Consider the following 20692-nt stretch of genomic DNA (forward strand, 5'->3'; position numbering starts at 1 on the left):
TTATTTCGCCGCCACCGAGTTCATCCCGCCCATGTATACCCTGGCCCGCCAGCTGTTGTTCAAACTCTCCCCGGAAACCTCCCACGATCTGTCCCTGGACCTGATCGGCGCGGGCGGGCGTTTGGGCCTCAACGGTCTGCTGTGCAAGGCGCCGGCGCGGATGCCGGTCAAGGTCATGGGCCTGGAGTTCGCGAACCCGGTGGGGCTGGCTGCAGGCCTGGACAAGAACGGCGCGGCCATCGATGGTTTCGCTCAGCTGGGTTTCGGTTTTGTCGAGATCGGCACCGTCACCCCGCGTCCCCAGCCAGGCAACCCCAAGCCGCGGATTTTCCGCCTGCCCGAGGCGCAAGCCATCATCAACCGCATGGGCTTCAACAACCTTGGGGTCGACAACCTGCTGGCCCGGGTCGCGGCTGCGCAATTCAAGGGCGTGCTGGGGATCAATATCGGCAAGAATTTCGACACCCCGGTGGAGCGGGCGGTGGATGATTACCTGATCTGCCTGGACAAGGTCTATGCCCATGCCAGCTATGTCACGGTCAACGTCAGCTCGCCGAACACGCCGGGCCTGCGCAGCTTGCAGTTCGGTGAGTCCCTCAAGCAGCTATTGTCGGCCTTGAGCCAGCGCCAGCAGGAGCTGACGGCGATCCATGGCAAGCGCGTGCCGCTGGCGATCAAGATTGCTCCGGACATGAGTGACGAGGAAACCATCGAGGTGGCCCGGGCCTTGCTGGAAACCGGCATGGATGCGGTGATTGCCACCAACACCACCTTGAGCCGTGAAGGGGTCGAAGGCCTGGAGCACGGCGCTGAGGCGGGCGGCCTGTCCGGCGCGCCGGTACGGGAGAAGAGTACTCATACGGTCAAGGTCCTGGCGTCCGAACTGGCCGGCCGTTTGCCGATCATCGCCGTGGGCGGCATCACCGAAGGCAAGCACGCGGCCGAGAAGATTGCCGCGGGGGCCAGCCTGGTGCAGCTGTACTCGGGCTTCATTTACAAGGGCCCGGCGCTGATTCGCGAATCGGTGGATGCCATCGCGGCCATGGGCTGAGGGGGATTGCAGCAGGCGGGTTGAAACCGCGCTGATAAAAAAGGGCTCCTCGAAGGAGCCCCTGGGCCGAAGCCCGCCGCCCGGATGGGGCGTGCGTGGTTAAGTCGTCATCTATTCAAGTTGTAGGTGTCGGAATGTGCCCTGATCAGCCGACAGCGCGAAGTTCGTTGAGTCTGTGGATGCCCGCAGTGCCTGTCATACCGTCCCAGTTGTCGCCGCGTCCTTCTCGCCAGCCGTTAATCCAGGCTTGGCGTACCGACGGTAGAGTAAATGGGCAAAGCTCACGGGACTTGCCATTAACGCCATACTGATATCCGCGTAAAAACGCTTTTTCCAACGGATCACGCTTTAGTCTTCTCATAGGGTGTTTCCCTCACTTGTTGACTGTCTTATGTCCCGTCGACCTTCATCTGAGGTCGGGCAGATTGCTTCTGCCGTTGGTGCTCGCTGCCGGCGTCGCGAGCCTTGATGTTGACGCCGTTGCGGCGCCAACCTGTGTTGAGTTCTAACCAATAGGTCACAGCAAGTGAATGATCGTTTTGTCATAAGGACGTAACGATATTGCTGTCCAGGCTATAAGCCTGAGGGGTTTTGTATCCGGTTTGTCAGGCAAAGCCCGCTATGATCAGCCTCTCACTAGATGATGAGGTTAATGCTTTAGTGAGAATGTCGAGCGGTTGCACTCAACTACTATTCGACGAAGGGTCGACTTATGTCATTTTGTTGCCCTGACTTTTTATCTGCCTCGGTCTCTAAGCTCTTTTGCCCTGCAAAAAAGCACTCCGGCCGGGGTGGGACGGCACAGTTTCGTGCCACACGAGCGCTCTTGAAGAAAAGCGCTTGATTGAAAACCGAGCGGGCGATGCGTTGCCCGTTCACTTATTGCTAAAGGCCCTGGTACTCCCATGTCGGATCGTTACGAACTCTTCCTCACCTGCCCCAAGGGCCTCGAAGGCCTGCTGATCGAGGAAGCCGTCGGGCTTGGCCTTGAGCAGGCGCGTGAGCACACCTCTGCCGTACGCGGCATGGCCGACATGGAAACGGCCTATCGCCTGTGCCTGTGGTCGCGCCTGGCCAACCGGGTGCTGCTGGTCCTCAAGCGCTTCCCGATGAAGGACGCCGAAGACCTCTACCACGGCGTGCTGGATGTGGACTGGCAGGACCACATGCTGGCCGACGGTACCCTGGCCGTGGAGTTCAGTGGCCACGGTTCCGGCATCGACAACACCCACTTCGGTGCGCTGAAGGTCAAGGACGCCATCGTCGACAAACTGCGCACGCCCACCGGTGAGCGGCCTTCGGTGGACAAGCTCAATCCGGACCTGCGCATCCACCTGCGCCTGGACCGTGGCGAAGCCATCCTGTCCCTGGACCTCTCCGGCCACAGCCTGCATCAGCGCGGCTACCGCCTGCAGCAAGGCGCCGCACCGCTGAAGGAAAACCTCGCGGCAGCGATCCTGATCCGTTCCGGCTGGCCGCGTATCGCTGCCGATGGCGGGGCCCTGGCGGACCCGATGTGCGGTGTCGGCACCTTCCTGGTGGAAGCGGCGATGATCGCCGCCGACATCGCGCCCAATCTCAAGCGTGAACAGTGGGGCTTCACCGCCTGGCTCGGCCACGTGCCGGCCCTGTGGCGCAAGCTGCACGATGAGGCCCAGGCTCGCGCCCAGGCCGGGTTGGCCAAGCCGCCCCTGTGGATTCGCGGCTACGAGGCCGACCCGCGGCTGATTCAGCCGGGGCGCAACAACGTCGAGCGCGCCGGTCTCAGCGAGTGGATCAAGATCTACCAGGGCGAAGTGGCGACTTTCGAGCCGCGCCCGGACCAGAACCAGAAAGGCCTGGTGATCTGCAACCCCCCCTATGGCGAGCGACTGGGGGACGAGGCGAGCCTTTTGTACCTCTACCAGAACCTTGGCGAGCGCCTGCGCCAGGCCTGCCTGAACTGGGAAGCGGCGGTGTTCACCGGGGCCCCGGACCTGGGCAAGCGCATGGGTATTCGCAGCCACAAGCAGTATTCGTTCTGGAACGGCGCCTTGCCCTGCAAGCTACTGCTGATCAAGGTGCTGCCAGACCAGTTCGTCACCGGCGAGCGTCGCACCCCGGAACAGCGTCAGCTCGAGCGCGAGCAGGCTCAGGCCCAGGCTGAAAGCCAGGCCGCTGCCGCCCCGCAAGAGCGCCAGTACAACAAGAATGGCAACCCGATCAAACCTGCTCCGGTACCGGCGCCTGTGGTTGAACAGGCGCGCTTGAGCGAAGGCGGGCAGATGTTCGCCAACCGCCTGCAAAAGAACCTCAAGCTGCTGGGCAAGTGGGCCAAGCGCGAGGGGATCGAGTGCTATCGGGTCTACGACGCCGACATGCCCGAGTACTCCCTGGCCATCGACCTGTACCAGGATTGGGTGCATGTCCAGGAGTACGCGGCGCCCAAGTCGGTGGACCCGGAGAAGGCCCAGGCGCGCCTGTTCGATGCCCTGGCGGCGATCCCGCAGGCGTTGAATGTCGACAAGAGCCGGGTAGTGATCAAGCGTCGCGAGCGCCAGAGCGGCACCAAGCAGTATGAGCGCCAGAGCGCCCAGGGCCAGTTCACCGAGGTGCGCGAAGGCGGGGTCAAGTTGCTGGTTAACCTGACGGACTACCTGGACACCGGGTTGTTCCTCGATCACCGGCCGATGCGCATGCGGATCCAGAAAGAGGCCGCCGGCAAGCGTTTCCTCAACCTGTTCTGCTACACCGCCACTGCCAGCGTGCATGCGGCCAAGGGCGGGGCGCGCAGCACCACCAGCGTGGACCTATCGAAGACCTACCTGGACTGGGCGCGGCGCAACTTCTCCCTCAACGGTTTCTCCGACAAGAACCGCCTGGAGCAAGGTGATGTGATGGCCTGGCTGGATACCTGCCGGGACGAGTTCGACCTGATCTTCATCGATCCGCCGACCTTCTCCAATTCCAAGCGCATGGAAGGAGTATTCGACGTGCAGCGTGACCAGGTGCAGTTGCTGGACCTGGCCATGGCTCGCCTGGCGCCGGGTGGCGTGCTGTATTTCTCCAACAACTTTCGCAAGTTCCAGCTGGATGAGAACCTGGCTGCGCGCTATCTGGTCGAGGAGATCACCGCGAAAACCATCGACCCGGATTTCGCCCGCAACAGCAAAATCCACCGCGCCTGGAAAATCACCGCTCGCTAAGGTTCAGCCAAGCTCCCCCCCGAGGCCTGCTTATTTCAGGCTTTGGGGACGGTTTAGCGCTGGTCAAATTAGTGGCTAATGGCTATAAAACACACTTGGTCCGGATGACACCCAAACTCGCTGGCGTGATGAGTTCTGCTTATGCCGTTGCACGTGGTACGCCCGAAGATCCTGGGTTTCATAAGTGAAGAGGTGTCCGCCTGGCTCGTGGCCTTGTTGGTGTTGCTCGCCGGTAGCATTCTGACCGGGCTCCTGGCCTGGTCCACCTACAGCCTGAACAAGCAGCAGTTGCGCCAGCGTTTCCAGCTGTTGGCCAGCGAACGCTACAGCCGTATCGAAGAGCGCTTTCAAGACCAGGAGCAACGCCTGGACGGTTTGCGGCGTTTCTTTGTCAATTCCGACCTGGTGACTCGCCAGGACTTCGATGGTTACGCCAAACCCCTTTTGCGGCGCACCCAGGCCTATGCCTGGGCGCCTTTGATCAGTCGTGCCCAGCGCCCTGCGTTCGAGCAGTCGGTGCGGGCGCAGGGGCTGCCGGGGTTTTCCATCTTGCAGTTGAACGGCGAAGGCCAGATGGAGGCGGCCGGTGAGCACGACGACTATGCGCCGGTGTTGTACAGCCAGACGCAAAGCCCGCTGGGCTCGCCCCTGGGGTACGACTTGCTGGCCCAACCTGTGCGCCGTGCCACGCTGGAGCGTGCCCGGGAGCTCAATGGCCTGGCGGTTTCGCCGCCGGTGCACCTGGTCGCGGTCGACCCGGCCTATGCCCGGGGAGTGCTGTTGGCCGCTCCGGTCAGGCGACCCCAGGACGGCCCTGCCGCGCAGTCCCGGCCCTATGGTTATGTGCTGGCGGTGATCAGCCTGCGGCAGCTGGTGGCGGATGGCTTGCCGGTCACGGCCAGTGACAACCTGTCGGTGCGGATTCTCGATCTGTCCACCGAGGGCCTGCATGAGGTGCTCTATGAGTCGAACAACCCGCCTACCAACAGTCAGCTGACCGCCAGCCGCTTGCTGCGTCTGGCGGACCGGGACTATCAGGTGGATTTTCGTCCCAGCGCGGCGTTCCTGCATGCCAATCATTCTTCCCTGGCGAGCCTGGTGACCCTGGGGGCATTGCTCAGTGTGCTGCTCAGCGCCTTGCTCTACGTACTGGTCAGCCAGCGCCAGCGGGCCCTGGCCCTGGTGGAGCAGCGTACCGAGGAGTTGCGCAGTCGCGAGCAGGAACTGCGGGGCACTCACAGCCAACTGCGCAGTGTGCTCAATGCCGCGACCCAAGTGGCGATCATCGCCACCGACCTGCGTGGCGTCATCAGCACCTTCAATGCCGGGGCCGAGCAGATGCTCGGCTACAGCAGCGCTGACGCAGTCGGCCACCTGACCCTGGAAAGCCTGCACCTGCCTCAGGAGCTGGAAAGTTGGGCCCATAGCCTCAGCCAGCGCTATGGCAAAGCCATTCCGGTGTCCCAGGCGATGCTGGTGGAAGAGGGCATGAGCGCCGGTCATGAGGCGCGGGAGTGGACACTGGTGCGCCGCGACGGCAGCCACCTGCCGGTGAACATGCTGGCGACTCCGGTGCTCGACGACCAGGGATTGTGGATCGGCCATCTGGCGATTTGCATCGATATCACCGAGCGCAAGCGAGTGCACGAGGCCCTGGCGGCTCGCGACCGGTTGTTGAAGCGGCTCAGCGCCCATGTCCCGGGTGGGATCTACCAGTTCAAGCTGGCGCCTGACGGTCATGCCTGTTTTACCTACGCCAGCGATGGCATTCGCGAAATCTACGAGATCGATCCGCTACAGCTGCAGGAGGATGCGGCTCCGGCGTTCGAGCGCATTCATCCCGAGGACGTGGGGCGGGTCAGGGATTCGATCGAAGTGTCGGCGCAGCAGCTCAGTCCCTGGTGCGAAGAATACCGGGTCTGCCTGCCACAGCGCGGGCTGCGCTGGATGCGTGGCGCGGCGACTCCGGAAAGGCTGCCAGGTGGCGGGGTGCTATGGCACGGCTATATCTCGGACATCTCCGACCTCAAGCGAGTGGAGGAGGAACTGCGAGCGTTGTCGATCACCGACTCCCTGACCGGCATTCACAATCGTCGCTACTTCCAGGAGCGCCTGCAGAGCGAGATGCAGCGCCTGGAGCGTGGCGGTGGCCAGATGGCGGTGATCATGCTCGACATCGACCATTTCAAGCGGATCAACGACCAGTACGGGCACGGGGTCGGCGATCAGGTCCTCAAGGGCTTGTGCGAGCGTATCGGCCGACGCCTGAGGCGCACCGATGTGTTCTGCCGCCTCGGCGGAGAGGAGTTCATGATCCTGTGCCCGGACACTCAGGGCCGGCAGGCACTGATCCTGGCCCAGGAGCTGTGGCAGGGGCTGCGCAGCTCGCCGATCGAACCGGTGGGCATCGTCACCGCCAGTTTCGGCATTGCCAGTTGGCGCGAAGGGGAAGGGGCGGACGGGCTGTTGCTGCGGGCCGACTCCGGGGTCTACGCCGCCAAGCTGGCCGGGCGCGATCGGGTTCAGGACGAATTGCCGTAATCAATCGGGGCGGCGCGTGCTGCTCGCCGCCCTTGGCACGAGCCGTTGTTACAGCGCCGAGGCGCTGGTGGCCAGCTTGGGCTGGCGATAGAGGTCTAGCAGCACCTGGTCCAGTACCGATGAGGCACCGAATGGCCGTGGGTCATTGAGGATCGCGACCACTGCCCAGGTATTGCCGTTGTCATCGCGGCTGTAGCCGGCAATGGCGCGGACAGTGTTCAGAGTGCCGGTCTTGATGTGCGCTTCACCCGACATGGCAGTGCGCTTCAGGCGCTTGCGCATGGTGCCGTCCATGCCGGCAATCGGCATCGAGCTGATGAACTCGGCGGCGTAGGGGCTCTTCCACGCGGCTTGCAGCAGGCCCGCCATCTCCCGGGCGCTGACCCGCTCGGCACGGGACAGGCCGGAGCCGTTCTCCATCACCAGGTGCGGCGAGGTGATGCCCTTCTTCGCCAGCCACTGGCGCACCACGCGCTGGGCCGCCTTGGCGTCGTCGCCATCGGCTTCGTTGCGGTACTTGGCCCCCAGGCTCAGGAACAACTGCTGGGCCATGGTGTTGTTACTGTACTTGTTGATGTCGCGGATGATCTCCGCCAGGTCCGGGGAGAAGGCTCGGGCCAGGACCTTGGCGTCCTTGGGCACGACCGCCAGGCGGTCCTTGCCCTGAATGCTGCCGCCCAGTTCGCTCCAGATCGCTCGCACCGCACCGGCGGTGTAGGTGGCGTGGTCCAGCAGCGACAGGTAGGTCTGGGAGCTGCAACCGTCGCCCAGCTGGCCACCGACGGTGACGATCACGCTGCCGTCGGCCTGGGTCACCGGGTTGTAGCGTACGTCGCCGGTGCATTGCTTGGTGTTGACCGCCTTGACCTGGTTGTCGATGCGGATCTTGGCGATTGGCGGTTCCACCGACACCAGCACCCGGCCGGAATCGTTGCGAGCGACAAAGCGCAAGGCCTTGAGGTTGACCATCAGGGAGTCGGGCTTGACCAGGAACGGCTTGTTCTCGTCGTTGCCGTCGTCATTGAATTCCGGCAGTTGCGGTTGCACGAAGAAGTTGCGGTCCAGCACCAGGTCGCCGGTGACCTGCTGCACGCCGTTGGCCCGCAGGTCGCGCATCAGCAACCAGAGCTTTTCCATGTTCAGCTTGGGGTCGCCGCCGCCCTTGAGGTACAGGTTGCCGTTGAGGATGCCGCCGCTGAGGGTGCCGTCGGTGTAGAACTCGGTCTTCCACTGATGGGTCGGGCCGAGCATTTCCAGGGCCGCGTAGGTGGTCACCAGCTTCATGGTGGAGGCCGGGTTGACCGATACGTCGGCGTTGAAGATGGTTGGGGTGCCCGGGCCATTCAGGGGAATCATCACCAGTGACAGGGCGTTGTCCGGGAGTTTGCTGGCTTTGAGGGCTTGCTGGACCTTGGGGGTCAGGGTGGTGTTGACCGGAGCCGCGGAGACGGGGAATGCCAGGGGGAGGAAAACACTGGCAAGCAGAAGAGGACGCAACGATTTGATCATATGAAATGGAACCCTGCAGTCGAGGGGAAAAAAGGCGAGGGCGTGCAGATAAAATCCCTCAGTGATCATGAAAGTGTCGGCATTATGCCCCAAGGTATAGTGGCTTGTGCCGTACCGCGGGCCGCCGGGGCGGTATTTTTTTTACCAATGGCAGGGTCGTATCCTCATAGAGTCAGGCAATCGCCTGGCTAAACTGGTAAAGTGCCGCCCGTTATTACTTATGAGGATTGTTCCATGGCCACTAACCGTTCCCGCCGTCTGCGCAAAAAACTCTGCGTAGATGAATTTCAGGAGCTGGGTTTTGAGCTGAACCTGGATTTCAAAGAAGATCTGGCTGAAGAAGCTATTGACGCTTTCCTCGACGCATTCCTCAAAGAAGCGATGGAAGCCAACGGCCTGGGCTATGTAGGCGGCGACGACTTCGGTCTGGTTTGCCTGAGCAAGCGCGGTTCCGTGAGCGAAGAGCAGCGCGCCGCTGTCGAAGCCTGGCTCAAGGCTCGCACCGAGCTGACCAGCGTTGAAGTCAGCCCGCTGCTGGACGTGTGGTACCCGGACAACGCGATCAACCCAGTCGCGTGATGTCATGCATGAGCGGCCCGTCCGGGCCGCTCATGCGTTGTTGCCCCAGGGCAACCTGTCGATTTCCCCTTTCCCCTTTCCCCTGATTGCCTCTGCCACGGACCTGTTCCGGGTTTTGCCGTGGGCGTGAGCAGGCCGGCACGCCGCGCCCTGCGCTAGGCACTGGCGTGCCAGTGAAGCCCTTCAGGCGTTGCGCCAGTTCAGAATCATCAAGGTCACCACCCCGGCCACGATTCCCCAGAACGCCGAGCCGATGGAGAACAGCGTCAGCCCCGACGCCGTGACCATGAAGGTGATCAGCGCGGCCTCGCGTTCCTTCACTTCGCTCATCGCGATGCTCAGGCCATTGATGATCGAGCCGAACAGCGCCAGAGCGGCAATGGACAGCACCAGTTCCTTGGGCAGTGCCGCGAACAGCGCGGCCAGGGTGGCACCGAAGACCCCGGCGATGCCGTAGAAGATTCCGCACCACACGGCGGCGGTGTAGCGTTTGCCGTGATCCTCATGGGCATGGGGCCCGGTACAGATTGCCGCGCTGATGGCCGCCAGGTTGATGCCATGGGAGCCGAACGGCGCCAGCAGCAGAGAGGCCAGGCCCGTGGCGGTGATCAATGGCGAAGCCGGGACGTTGTAGCCGTCGGCCCGCAGCACTGCAATCCCGGGCATGTTCTGCGAGGTCATGGCCACCACGAACAGCGGAATGCCGATGCTGATGGTGGCTGCCAGGGAAAAGTGCGGAGTGGTCCAGACAGGCGTCGCGACCTCCAGGTGGAAGCCGCTGAAGTCCAGCAGGCCCATCACTCCGGAAAGGGCGGTGCCGATCAGCAAGGCGGCCAGGACCGCATAGCGGGGCGACAGGCGCTTGACCACCAGGTAGGTGACGAACATGCCCAGGACCAGCCCGGTGCGATGTTGGGCGGCGACGAAGATTTCACTGCCGATCTTGAACAGGATCCCCGCCAGCAAGGCCGCAGCCAGGGAAGCCGGGATCTTTTTCACCAGGCGTTCGAAGCTGCCGGTGAGCCCGCAGATCGTCACCAGCACGGCGCAGGTGATATAGGCGCCGATGGCTTCGCCGTAGGTCACGCCGGACAGGCTGGTGATCAGCAGGGCTGCGCCAGGTGTCGACCAGGCGATGGTGATGGGGGTGCGATAACGCAGGGACAGGCCGATGCTGCACACGGCCATGCCGATGGAGATGGCCCAGATCCACGAGGAAATCTGTCCGCTGGTCAGGCCGGCAGCTTGTCCGGCCTGGAACATCAGCACCAGGGAACTGGTATAGCCGGTCATCATGGCGATGAAGCCGGCCACGATGGCTGAGGGCGAAGTGTCGGCCAGGGGGCGTAACTGCGCGGGAGTGGCATCGGACATTACGGCTGTTCCTTGTTCTTGAAAGACCCAAACAACCCCATCCAGCCCGCATCGCTCGAGTGCTGCTCGAGCAATGGGCCGGCAATGGGGTTCAAGGGCGAAGCCTAAACTTAAAAGTAACTTTGCATTGCAATACAGCCGTGGCTACAAATAGCCGTACAGTCGCTGAACGCGTTATGCCACGGGCAACACTTTTTACTAATGATCCCCATGGGTTGTGTACAATGTGCCCTTGATTTAACGCGATACTTGCCAGCGACCCACCGTGGCGTATTAAAGTCACGCTGACATCGCCGCAGTCCTCCCGACCCGAGTGCCCATGAACGAACAGTTGCAACCTCTCAAGAAACAACCGCGAGCAGGCAAAGCCGGTCGCAGCGGAACCCAGGACGATATTGTCTATGCGCACATCTTCGAGGCCATCCTCGAGCAGCGCCTGGCGCCCGGCACCAAGTTGAGTGAAGAGGCGCTAGGGGAAATATTCGGAGTCAGCCGGACCATCATCCGCCGCGCTCTGTCACGTCTGGCCCACGAAGGCGTGGTGCTGTTGCGCCCCAACCGCGGTGCCGTAGTGGCCAGCCCGAGCGTGGAGGAAGCCCGACAAGTGTTTCTCGCCCGCCGCCTGGTGGAGCGCGCCATCACTGAATTGGCGGTACAGCACGCCACGGCCGAGCAATTGCTGGAACTGCGGCAGATGGTCAATGAAGAGCGCGACAGCTTTTCCCGCGGTGATCGTGGCGCGGGCATCCGCCTGTCCGGCGAGTTCCACCTGAAGCTCGCGGAGGCGGCGAAGAATGCGCCGTTGATCAGCTTCCAGCGCAGCCTGGTGTCCCAGACCTCGCTGATCATCGCCCAGTACGAGAGCGGCAACCGTTCCCACTGTTCCTACGATGAGCACACCCAGTTGATCGATGCCATTGAGGCCCGGGATGGCGAGCTCGCGGTGAACCTGATGATGCATCACATGGATCACATCGACAGCAAGCTCAACCTCGACGAGGAAAGTGCCTCGGACGATCTGCATGCGGTGTTCTCGCACCTGCTGCAGACCAAGAAGCCGGGACGGCCGACCGCCAAGCTCTAAGAGGCAGGTGGCAAGCGCCGAGCTTGCAGCGTGAAACTCCCCAATCCCCCACCTCGTGTATTGCACGAGGTGGGGGATTGTTGTTTTGGCGGAGTAGCTGCTCGATAGATTGTTGCGATTTTTTGCATTGATTGTATACAGTGCTGGTTCCGAGGCGTCTGGCAAGGGCTTGGCCCGCGACGGCCCGCCTCTCGCCCTGCGAAAGGAGCCCGCGGCATGAGCGGCAGAACGCTACGTATTCATTCCTCCGCCATTCACTATTTCGACATGGTTCGGCGTTGCCATTCGATCCGTGAGGCGGCCCGGCGCTTGAATGTCGCATCCTCGGCGGTGAACCGGCAGATTCTCAAGATCGAGGACGAAATCGGTGCGCCGCTGTTCGAGCGCCTGCCCGGTGGGCTGCGCCTGACCATGGCCGGGGAAATTCTCAGTCGTCACGTCAGCCTGGTGTTGCAGGACCTGGAGCGAGTTCGCCTGGAGTTCGATGCATTGCGGGGCTTGAAGAGCGGGCATGTGGAGATCGCCACCGTCGAGGGCGCCACGGTGGACCTGCTGCCCACGGTGCTCAAGCGCATGCGTGATCACTACCCGCAGGTGACCATCGGTGTCACGGTGCAGGGTTCGCAATCGATCCCCCATGCCCTGATCAACAGCCGCGCCGACCTCGGGCTGGCCTTTGCCCTGCCCAGGGCGCCGGAGATTCGCCCTCTGAGCGTCGGGCATTTTCGCCTTGGCGCGCTGGTCAGCCCCGATCACCCCCTGGCCGAGCGGGGCAGCGTCAATTTTGCCACCTGCGCCGAACACGGGCTGATCCTGGCCAAAAGCGAGCTGTCGATCCACCACCTGCTGGCGCCATTGCACAAGCGCCTCGGGGGGCCGGACAAACCGGCGTTGCAGAGCAACTCCCTGGAGCTGGCGCGGCAGATGGCCCGGCACAACATGGGGGTGGCTTTCCAGACTCGGGTCGGGGTCGAGGCGGACCTGGACAAGGGCGAGCTGGTGCACATCCCCCTGAGTGACCAGGGCGGTATCTACAGTGACCTGGGGCTGTATGCCCGCAGCGGCCGTGACCTGCCCAGTGCGGTCGAAGCCCTGGCGCATTTGCTCGGCGAGGAGATCGCCCTGCGTGAGCGGGCCGAGCGCATCTTCGGCCAGCCGGTGCTCTGAGCCGGGCGTTGCTGGCCGGTGTTGCCATTTTGGCAGCGCACTGGTCGATATTCTGTTCTTTGGGCTCCACAGGCCTTGTGCCGATACTGCGACCGGTCGGCAGCCAGCGAAGCTGCCATAAGCCACACCGCCACAGGACATAATAAAAATGAAAAAGGCACTACAAGGCGCAACGCTGCTGATGACATTGGTCGGGGCAGGGGAAGCGGCCGCCGTGGAGTGGATGAACAACAGCGTCGGCTTTCGGTACGGCAAGGAGTTCACCAACCCGAACAACCCGCACTACATCAGCAAGCGCATTTACAGCTTCACCCACGCCAGTGGGTACCAGTACGGCAGCAACTATCTGCATCTGGACGTGCTGCTCTCCGACAACGACGACCCGCGCAAGGGCACCAACAAGGGCAGCAGCGAAGTCTACGGTGTCTACCGTCACCAACTCTTCGCTTCTCGGGTACTGGATACGCCCCTGGGCACCGGCCTGGTCAAGGACTATGCCCTGACCCTCGGCTTTGATGCCAGCCGCAACAACAACCTGGGTTCGGCCAAGAAGCGCGCCCTGGTCTTCGGCCCGACCCTGAAGTTCAACACCGTCGGCGTGCTCGACCTGAGCCTGTTGTACTACAAGGAAAACAACCATTCCGGAATACCCGGGGCGAAAGACCCGGATCACACCTTCGACGACACTTACCTGCTCAACCTGGCCTGGATGCGGCCGTTCGAGGTCGGCAGCCACGCTGCCAAGTTCCAGGGGTTCGTCAACTACACCGGGGAAAAGGGCCACGACTACAACTACCGTGACACCGCTCCGGAAACCCTGATGCGCACTTCGTTGATGGTTGCGGTGATGCCGGGCAAGAACATCAAGCCCAACCTCTACCTTGGGGTCGGCTACGAGTACTGGCACAACAAGTTCGGGGTGGATGGTGGGCGGGGTACACGTACCTCGACGCCAACCCTGAACATGGAAGTGACCTTCTAGGTTCCGCTCTCCTGGCGCAGGCATAAAAAATCCCCCGCACGGCCAACCGAGCGGGGGATTCTTCATTTTCGGCGGTTAGCGCTGGTGCACTGACTGGCCGGCGGCAAAGGTCTGCAGCACGGTGCGGTCATCGCCCAGGGTCATCAGCACGAACAGGGTTTCGGCGATGCTGTTGGCCTGCTTCAGGCGGTAGCTGAGCAGCGGTGTGGCGTTGTAGTCGAGGATCAGGAAGTCGGCATCGGTACCGGGGTGCAAGGTGCCGATCCGCTCTTCCAGGCGCAGGGCCCGGGCGCCACCGAGGGTTGCCAGGTACAGCGACTTGAACGGGCTCAGGCGCGCGCCCTGCAGTTGCATGACCTTGTAGGCCTCATTCAGGGTTTGCAGCAGCGAGAAGCTGGTACCGCCGCCGACGTCGGTGCCCAGGCCGACATTGAGCTGGTGTTTTTCCGCCATCGGCAGGTTGAACAGGCCACTGCCGAGGAACAGGTTCGAGGTTGGGCAGAAGGCCACGGCGGAACCGGTTTCTGCCAGTCGTGCGCATTCGTCGTCGCACAGGTGCACGCCGTGGGCGAACACCGAGCGCTCACCGAGCAATTGGTAATGATCGTAGACGTCCAGGTAGCCCTTGCGCTCCGGGAACAGCTCCTTGACCCACTCGATCTCCTGCAGGTTCTCGCTGATGTGAGTCTGCATGTAGAGGTCGGGGTACTCGGTCAGCAGTTTGCCGGCCAGGGTCAGTTGCTCGGGGGTGCTGGTGGGCGCGAAGCGCGGGGTCACGGCGTAGTGCAGGCGGCCCTTGCCGTGCCAGCGCTCGATCAGCGCCTTGCTTTGCTGGTAGCCGGATTCGGCGGTATCGGTCAGGTAGTCCGGAGCGTTGCGGTCCATCATCACCTTGCCGGCGATCATCCGCAGGTCGAGTTTCTCGGCGGCTTCGAAGAAGGCCTCGACCGACTGCGGGTGCACGCTGCCGAACACCAGGGCGGTGGTGGTGCCGTTGCGCAGCAGTTCCTTGATGAAGATATCGGCCACTTCGGTGGCGTGGGCCCGGTCGGCGAACTGGCTTTCGCAGGGGAAGGTGTAGGTGTTCAGCCAGTCCAGCAACTGCTCGCCATAGGCGCCGACCATGCCGGTCTGGGGCAGGTGGATGTGGGTGTCGATGAAGCCCGGGGTGATCAGGGCATCCGGGTAGTGGTGGATCTGCACATCGGCGGGCAGGCTGGCGAGCAGCTCGCTGGCGTGGCCGAGCGCGCTGATCCGGCCGTTCTCGACCACCAGCAGGCCGTCCTCGAAATACTCATAGGAGGCTTCGATCCCGACTTCGGCGGGGTCGGCGATGCTATGCAGGATGGCGGCACGGTAGGCGTTGCGAGTCTGGGGCATGAAGGTATCTCAGTGTGTGGCGTATTAGTTCGCAACCTGGCTGCGGCGCGAGGCCGGCAGCAGTTTGGCAATGGGTTCGGCGCCGACGCTGGGCTGGCCGAAATGGGCGTTATAGGTGGCGATGATCTCGCCGGCAATGGAGATGGCGATTTCCACCGGCAACTTGCCTTTGACTTCGCCAAGCCCCATCGGGCAACGCATGCGCTGCAAGGTGCCGGCATCGAAGCCGCGGTCGCGCAGGCGGTGCTCGAACTTGACCCGCTTGGTCTTCGAGCCGATCAGGCCGAAATAGGCGAAATCGTTGCGCTTGAGCAGGGCCGCAGTCAACTCCAGGTCCAGTTGGTGATTATGGGTCATGACGATGCAGTAGCTGCCAGGGGGCAGGTGGTCGATTTCGTCCACCGGTTCTTCGCTGACGATCTTGCGCACGCCCTGGGGGATCTGCTCGGGAAATTCCTGCTCCCGGGAGTCGATCCAGCGTACCCGGCAGGGCAGGCTGGCCAGCAGCGGGACCAGGGCCCGGCCGACGTGGCCGGCACCGAACACGGCAATCTGCGCCTGCACCTGGCCCATGGGTTCGAACAGCAGCACCGTGGCCCCGCCGCAGCACTGGCCGAGGCTGGCGCCGAGGCTGAAGCGCTCCAGGTGAGTGGCCTGCTTGCCGGCGGCGAGCATGTCCCGGGCGATCTGCATGGCCTTGTATTCCAGGTGGCCGCCACCAATGGTGTCGAAGGCCTGGCTGGCGCTGACCACCATTTTCGAGCCGGCATTGCGCGGCGTCGAGCCGAGCTCCTCGATGATGGTCACCAGCACGCAGGGTTCACCCTGGGTCTGCAGGTCGGCGAGGGCGCTGATCCAGTTGTACATGTTCACCTCGACATCTTGGTTGTCTGTGTGGGCCTCTTCGCCGGCGAGCCGGCTCCTACAGGAGCGGGCTTGCCGGCGCGGACCGTTACAGCGGCGCCAGCTCGGCTTGCGGGTCCGTGGTTCTGGTCACCTGCAAGCGGCGCATCTGTTCGCAGCCCCACAACACCCGTTCCGGAGTGGCCGGCGCATCGATCTGCGGCTGATGCCGGTAGTCGCCGAGGCTGGCCACCGCGTCCTTGATCGCACACCAGGCGGCGATGCCGAGCATGAACGGCGGCTCGCCCACGGCCTTGGAATGGAACACCGTGTCCTCGGGGTTCTTGCGGTTCTCCACCAGCTTGACCCGCAAATCCGGGGGCATGTCCGCCACCGCCGGGATCTTGTAGCTGGCCGGACCATTGGTCATCAGCTTGCCCTTGGCATTCCACACCAGCTCCTCGGTGGTCAGCCAGCCCATGCCCTGGATGTAGCCGCCCTCGACCTGGCCGATGTCGATGGCCGGGTTCAGCGAGGCGCCGACGTCATGCAGGATGTCGGTGCGCAGCATCTTGTACTCGCCGGTCAGGGTGTCGACTATCACCTCGGCGCAGGCCGCACCAAAGGCGAAGTAGTAGAACGGCCGGCCCCGGGCCTGGGCGCGGTCATAGTAGATTTTCGGGGTCTTGTAGAAACCGGTGCTGGACAGCGACACCTGGGCGAAATACGCCTGCTGGATCAGTTCCTCGAAGGTCAGGATATGGTCGCGCACGCGCACATGACCGTTGTGGAACTCCACATCTTCCTCGCTGACCTGGTACTTGCGCGCGGCGAACTCCACCAGGCGGGTCTTGATGGTCTGCGCGGCATTCTGCGCGGCCTTGCCGTTCAGGTCGGCACCGCTGGATGCGGCGGTGGGCGAGGTGTTGGGCACCTTGTCGGTGTTGGTGGCGGTGATCTGCACCCGGTCGATATCGACCTGGAACACTTCGGCCACCACTTGCGCCACCTTGATGTTCAGGCCCTGGCCCATCTCGGTGCCGCCATGGTTCAGGTGGATGCTGCCGTCGGTGTAGACGTGGATCAGCGCGCCGGCCTGGTTGAGGAAGCTGGCGGTGAAGGAAATGCCGAACTTCACCGGGGTCAGCGCCAGGCCTTTCTTGAGGATCGGGCTGTTGGCGTTGTACCGGCGGATGGCTTCGCGGCGCTCGGCGTACTGGCTGCTGGCTTCCAGCTCGGCGGTCATTTCCTCGAGCATGTTGTGCTCGACGGTCTGGTAGTAGTGGGTGACGTTGCGCTCGGTCTTGCCGTAGTAGTTGGCCTTGCGCACGGCCAGCGGGTCCAGGGCCAGGTGCCGGGCGATGGCGTCCATCACTTCCTCGATGGCAACCATGCCCTGGGGGCCGCCGAAGCCACGGTAGGCAGTGTTCGAGGCGGTGTTGGTCTTGCAGCGATGGCCGTTGATGGTGGCGTCGCCCAGGTAGTAGGAGTTGTCAGCGTGGAACATCGCCCGGTCGACGATGGACGCCGAGAGGTCCGGCGAGCAGCCGCAGTTGCCCGCCAGTTCCAGTTGGATGCCGTGCAGGCGGCCGCTGCCGTCGAAGCCCACGTCGTACTCGACATAGAAGGGGTGACGCTTGCCGGTCATCAGCATGTCCTCGACCCGTGGCAGGCGCATCTTGGTGGGCTGGCCAGTCAGGCGTGCCACTACCGCGCACAGGCAGGCAGGGCTGGCGGCCTGGGTTTCCTTGCCACCGAAGCCGCCCCCCATGCGGCGCATGTCGACCACGACCTTGTTCATCGACACGTCCAGCACTTCCGCCACCAGCTTCTGCACTTCGGTGGGGTTCTGGGTCGAGCAGTAGACGATCATGCCGCCGTCCTCGGTGGGCATCACCGAGGAAATCTGGGTTTCCAGGTAGAAGTGTTCCTGGCCGCCGATGTGCAGGGTGCCCTGGATCCGATGCTCGGCACTGGCCAGGGCGCTGGCCGAGTCGCCGCGCTGGTGGGTGTGGCTGTCGAGCACGAAGTGGCGCTTGCGCAGGGCCTCGACCACATCCAGTACTGGCTCCAGGTCTTCGTACTCGATGACCGCGGCCATGGCCGCCTTGCGCGCGGTTTCCAGGTCCCTGGCCGCGACCGCCATGACCGGCTGGCCGACGAACTGCACGGTATCGATGGCCAGCAACGGATCGCCGGGCAGCAGCGGGCCGATGTCCTTGAGGCCGGGAATGTCTTCGTGGGTAATGGCGATGCGCACCCCTTCGAAGGCGTAGCAGGGCGCGGTGTCGATGCTGATGATCCGGGCGTGGGCGCGATCCGACATCCGTGCATAGACGTGCAGTTGGTTGGGGAATTCCAGGCGGTCGTCGATGTACAGCGCTTCACCGGACACGTGTTTGTCGGCGCTGTCGTGCTTGACGCTGCGGCCGACGCCGGTGGTCAGCTCCTGATGAAACAGGGCCGTCAGTTCGGCTTGGGTCTTCTCGACTTTGTGATGATTAGACATAAGCGGTCACCCGGGTCTCGATGTGCGGTGCATGCAGTTCGATGAAGTATTTGCGCAGCAGGTTCTGCGCGCTCAGCAGGCGGTATTCCTTGCTCGCGCGAAAGTCCGAGAGCGGGGTGAAATCTTGCGCCAGGGCGGCGCAGGCGCGTTCGACGGTGGCCTGGTTCCAGGGCGCCCCGAGCAGCGCGGCCTCACAGCTCTTGGCCCGTTTCGGGATCGCCGCCATGCCGCCAAAGGCGATGCAGGCGTCGCTGACCATGCCGTTTTCAATGCGCAGGTTGAAGGCTGCACAGACCGCAGAGATATCGTCATCCAGGCGCTTGGACACCTTGTAGGCGCGAAACAGCCGTTCGGCGCGGGCCCGCGGCACGATGATCTTTTCGATGAACTCGCTGTCCTGGCGGGCGGTGACCCGGTAGTCGATGAAATAGTCTTCCAGGGCCAGGGTGCGCCGCACCTCGCCCTTGCGCAGGACGATCTGCGCGCCGAGGGCGATCAGCAGCGGTGGCGAGTCGCCGATGGGCGAAGCGTTGCCGATGTTGCCCCCCAGGGTGCCCTGATTGCGGATCTGCAGCGAAGCGAAGCGCTGCAGCAGTTCGCCGAAGTCCGGGTACTCGGCGCGCAGCGCGTCATAGCAATCGGTGAGGGGGGTGGCCGCGCCGATTTCCAGGCGATCGTCGAAGTGTTCGATGCGTTTCATTTCGGCAATGTTGCCGACGTAGATCATCACCGGCAGGGTGCGGTGGAACTGGGTCACCTCCAGCGCCAGGTCGGTGCCGCCGGCCAGCAGGCGGGCCTGCGGGTAGGCGTCGTAGAGGTCGGCCAGGTCGGCCACGGTCAGCGGCACCAGGCAGCGCTTGTCGCCGCTGTTGAGCTCGCCAGTGTCCTTGGGGGCGATGGCCTTGAGGCGGCTGATGGTCTCGGCCTGACGACTGTCGAACTGATCGGCCTGCTGGCCGCAGCAGGACTGCTCGGCGGCGGCCAGGATCGGCCGGTAGCCGGTGCAGCGACACAGGTTGCCGGCCAGGGCTTCATGGGCCTTGTGGCTGTCGGGTTCGGTGCTGTTCTTCTGCAGGGCGAACAGCGACATGACGAAGCCCGGGGTGCAGAAGCCGCATTGCGAGCCGTGGCAATCGACCATGGCCTGTTGCACGCTGTGCAATTGCCCCTGGTGCTTGAGGCCTTCAACGCTGATCAATTGCTTGCCGTGCAGGGACGAGACGAAGGTCAGGCACGAGTTGAGGCTGCGATAGCGCATGGTTTCGACGCCGTGCGCGTCCACCTGCAACTCGCCGACCACCACGGTGCAGGCGCCACAGTCACCGCTGGCACAGCCTTCTTTGGTACCGGATTTGCCCAGGTGCTCGCGCAGGTAGTTGAGCACGGTCAGGTTCGGGTCCAGGGCGTGCTCGCTGCGGAGTTCCTGGTTGAGTAAAAACTGGATCACGGAAGGCCTCGCAAACTCATTATTGTTGTTAAGCGACGTGAGCCGAATTTAGTCATGTCTGACTTTTCGGTCAATGATTTTCTGACTTTAAGGTCAGGAAAATTCATCGCCCAACAATTCAAGTATGACCAAGATCCTCGCAACCGCTGCCGAAGGCGCCCAGAAGCGACGCAGGGTCGTTGGCGGTCGCTGGTTTGTCCCAGCCTTCGGTTGTGATCACGCGCTTGCCCGCTGCCGCTCGATTAACCCGGGAACGGCGGCCCGGCGGCCAGTTATTTGCGTGTTTCATGGCAAAAACCGCCCTTGGGGCACTCCGCCATGACCTAGCAATTGCGCTACACTGCGCGGCTTGTGCCGATTAAAGATTTTGAAGGAAAACCATGACGTTCAAGGCGCCGGACAGCCTCGCCGAGCAGATTGCTCACCACCTCGCCGAACGTATCATTCGCGGGGATCTCAAGCCTGGGGAGCGCATTCAGGAACAGAAGGTCACCTTGGCCCTCAATGTCAGCCGTGGTTCGGTTCGCGAGGCCTTGCTGATTCTCGAGCGTCGCCATCTGATCGCCATCCTGCCGCGCCGTGGCGCCCACGTGACCGAGCTCACCGAGCACAAGGTCCGCAGCCTCTGTACCCTGATGAGCGAATTGTACATTCTGCTGGGCAACTCAGTCGCCAGCGGCTGGGCGCTGCAAAGCGACATGGCGCCATTCCTGCAGATCCAGCAGCGCCTGGAAGGGGCCTACGCACGCCAGGATATCCGGGCCTTCGTCGAAGACAGCTTCAGTGTGATGCGCGCGGCCTATCCCTTCGCCAACAACCCTTACCTGCAGGAAACCGTCGAGAACCTGCAGCCGGCCATGAGCCGCGCCTATTACTTGGCGCTGGATCAGCGCAAGGCGTCGATGAGCGAATACCTGGAGCTGTTCGAGCAGTTGCTGGCCGCTGTCCTGGCCCGTGACCTGCCGCAGATTCGCCAGGTGCTGACGGCCTACGCCCAGCGCAGCAGCGAACTGGTGGTATCTGCGTTGGCGGATGCGTAAA

The 20692-nt window shown here is 63.1% G+C and carries 15 protein-coding genes; 8 read left to right on the forward strand and 7 right to left on the reverse strand.

The window, feature by feature from the left end:
- Positions 1-31 precede the first annotated feature (31 nt).
- Positions 32-1051, forward strand: coding sequence for a quinone-dependent dihydroorotate dehydrogenase (locus tag U873_RS0113625; RefSeq protein ID WP_025128781.1), 1020 nt, complete (start codon positions 32-34; stop codon positions 1049-1051).
- Positions 1052-1196: 145 nt separating this feature from the next.
- Here the strand turns inward: U873_RS0113625 and rmf are convergent, their stop codons facing one another.
- Positions 1197-1412: a ribosome modulation factor gene (gene rmf / locus U873_RS35225; RefSeq protein ID WP_015634760.1), complete on the reverse strand. Its 216-nt coding sequence runs from the start codon at positions 1410-1412 to the stop codon at positions 1197-1199.
- Positions 1413-1956: 544 nt separating this feature from the next.
- Between rmf and rlmKL the strand changes: the two genes are divergently transcribed.
- Entirely contained in the window at positions 1957-4236 is a 2280-nt protein-coding gene (rlmKL, locus tag U873_RS0113630; RefSeq protein WP_025128782.1) for a bifunctional 23S rRNA (guanine(2069)-N(7))-methyltransferase RlmK/23S rRNA (guanine(2445)-N(2))-methyltransferase RlmL, read from the forward strand.
- Between the two features lie 141 nt (positions 4237-4377).
- Positions 4378-6777, forward strand: a complete 2400-nt coding sequence (locus U873_RS0113635; RefSeq protein WP_025128783.1) for a diguanylate cyclase — start codon at positions 4378-4380, stop codon at positions 6775-6777.
- A gap of 48 nt (positions 6778-6825) precedes the next feature.
- On the opposite strand, the gene dacB is transcribed toward U873_RS0113635, so the two are convergent.
- The gene (gene dacB, locus U873_RS0113640; RefSeq protein WP_025128784.1) at positions 6826-8286 is read right to left on the reverse strand and encodes a D-alanyl-D-alanine carboxypeptidase/D-alanyl-D-alanine-endopeptidase; all 1461 of its coding nucleotides are present in this window, start codon (positions 8284-8286) and stop codon (positions 6826-6828) included.
- 234 nt (positions 8287-8520) lie between these two features.
- Here dacB and U873_RS0113645 point away from each other — a divergent pair, with 234 nt between their 5' ends.
- Positions 8521-8865, forward strand: coding sequence for a YggL family protein (locus tag U873_RS0113645; protein ID WP_025128785.1), 345 nt, complete (start codon positions 8521-8523; stop codon positions 8863-8865).
- Between the two features lie 183 nt (positions 8866-9048).
- Here the strand turns inward: U873_RS0113645 and U873_RS0113650 are convergent, their stop codons facing one another.
- On the reverse strand, positions 9049-10239 hold the full coding sequence (locus U873_RS0113650) for a benzoate/H(+) symporter BenE family transporter (protein ID WP_025128786.1): 1191 nt from the start codon (positions 10237-10239) through the stop codon (positions 9049-9051).
- Between the two features lie 319 nt (positions 10240-10558).
- Between U873_RS0113650 and U873_RS0113655 the strand changes: the two genes are divergently transcribed.
- From U873_RS0113655 to U873_RS0113665, 3 genes are all read left to right on the forward strand, one after another.
- Entirely contained in the window at positions 10559-11323 is a 765-nt protein-coding gene (locus tag U873_RS0113655; RefSeq protein ID WP_025128787.1) for a GntR family transcriptional regulator, read from the forward strand.
- A 216-nt stretch (positions 11324-11539) separates the two neighbouring features.
- A complete protein-coding gene (locus U873_RS0113660; RefSeq protein WP_025128788.1) occupies positions 11540-12490 on the forward strand; it encodes a LysR family transcriptional regulator in 951 nt (316 codons plus the stop codon).
- A 148-nt stretch (positions 12491-12638) separates the two neighbouring features.
- Entirely contained in the window at positions 12639-13472 is an 834-nt protein-coding gene (locus U873_RS0113665; protein WP_025128789.1) for a hypothetical protein, read from the forward strand.
- Positions 13473-13547: 75 nt separating this feature from the next.
- Here U873_RS0113665 and guaD read toward each other — a convergent pair whose 3' ends face one another.
- The 4 genes from guaD to xdhA form a co-directional block, all read right to left on the reverse strand.
- The gene (guaD, locus tag U873_RS0113670) at positions 13548-14852 is read right to left on the reverse strand and encodes a guanine deaminase (protein WP_025128790.1); all 1305 of its coding nucleotides are present in this window, start codon (positions 14850-14852) and stop codon (positions 13548-13550) included.
- Positions 14853-14876: 24 nt separating this feature from the next.
- Complete coding sequence (xdhC, locus tag U873_RS0113675; RefSeq protein ID WP_025128791.1) at positions 14877-15719, reverse strand: xanthine dehydrogenase accessory protein XdhC; 843 nt, start codon at positions 15717-15719, stop codon at positions 14877-14879.
- 85 nt (positions 15720-15804) lie between these two features.
- Complete coding sequence (xdhB, locus tag U873_RS0113680) at positions 15805-18204, reverse strand: xanthine dehydrogenase molybdopterin binding subunit (protein ID WP_025128792.1); 2400 nt, start codon at positions 18202-18204, stop codon at positions 15805-15807.
- Positions 18197-19651, reverse strand: a complete 1455-nt coding sequence (gene xdhA, locus U873_RS0113685) for a xanthine dehydrogenase small subunit (RefSeq protein ID WP_025128793.1) — start codon at positions 19649-19651, stop codon at positions 18197-18199. The genes xdhB and xdhA overlap by 8 nt, the downstream gene beginning before the upstream one ends.
- A gap of 380 nt (positions 19652-20031) precedes the next feature.
- Here xdhA and U873_RS0113690 point away from each other — a divergent pair, with 380 nt between their 5' ends.
- The gene (locus U873_RS0113690; protein WP_025128794.1) at positions 20032-20691 is read left to right on the forward strand and encodes a GntR family transcriptional regulator; all 660 of its coding nucleotides are present in this window, start codon (positions 20032-20034) and stop codon (positions 20689-20691) included.
- Position 20692 lies beyond the last annotated feature (1 nt).

Source organism: Pseudomonas sp. PH1b, from assembly GCF_000633395.1.
Lineage (GTDB): Bacteria > Pseudomonadota > Gammaproteobacteria > Pseudomonadales > Pseudomonadaceae > Aquipseudomonas.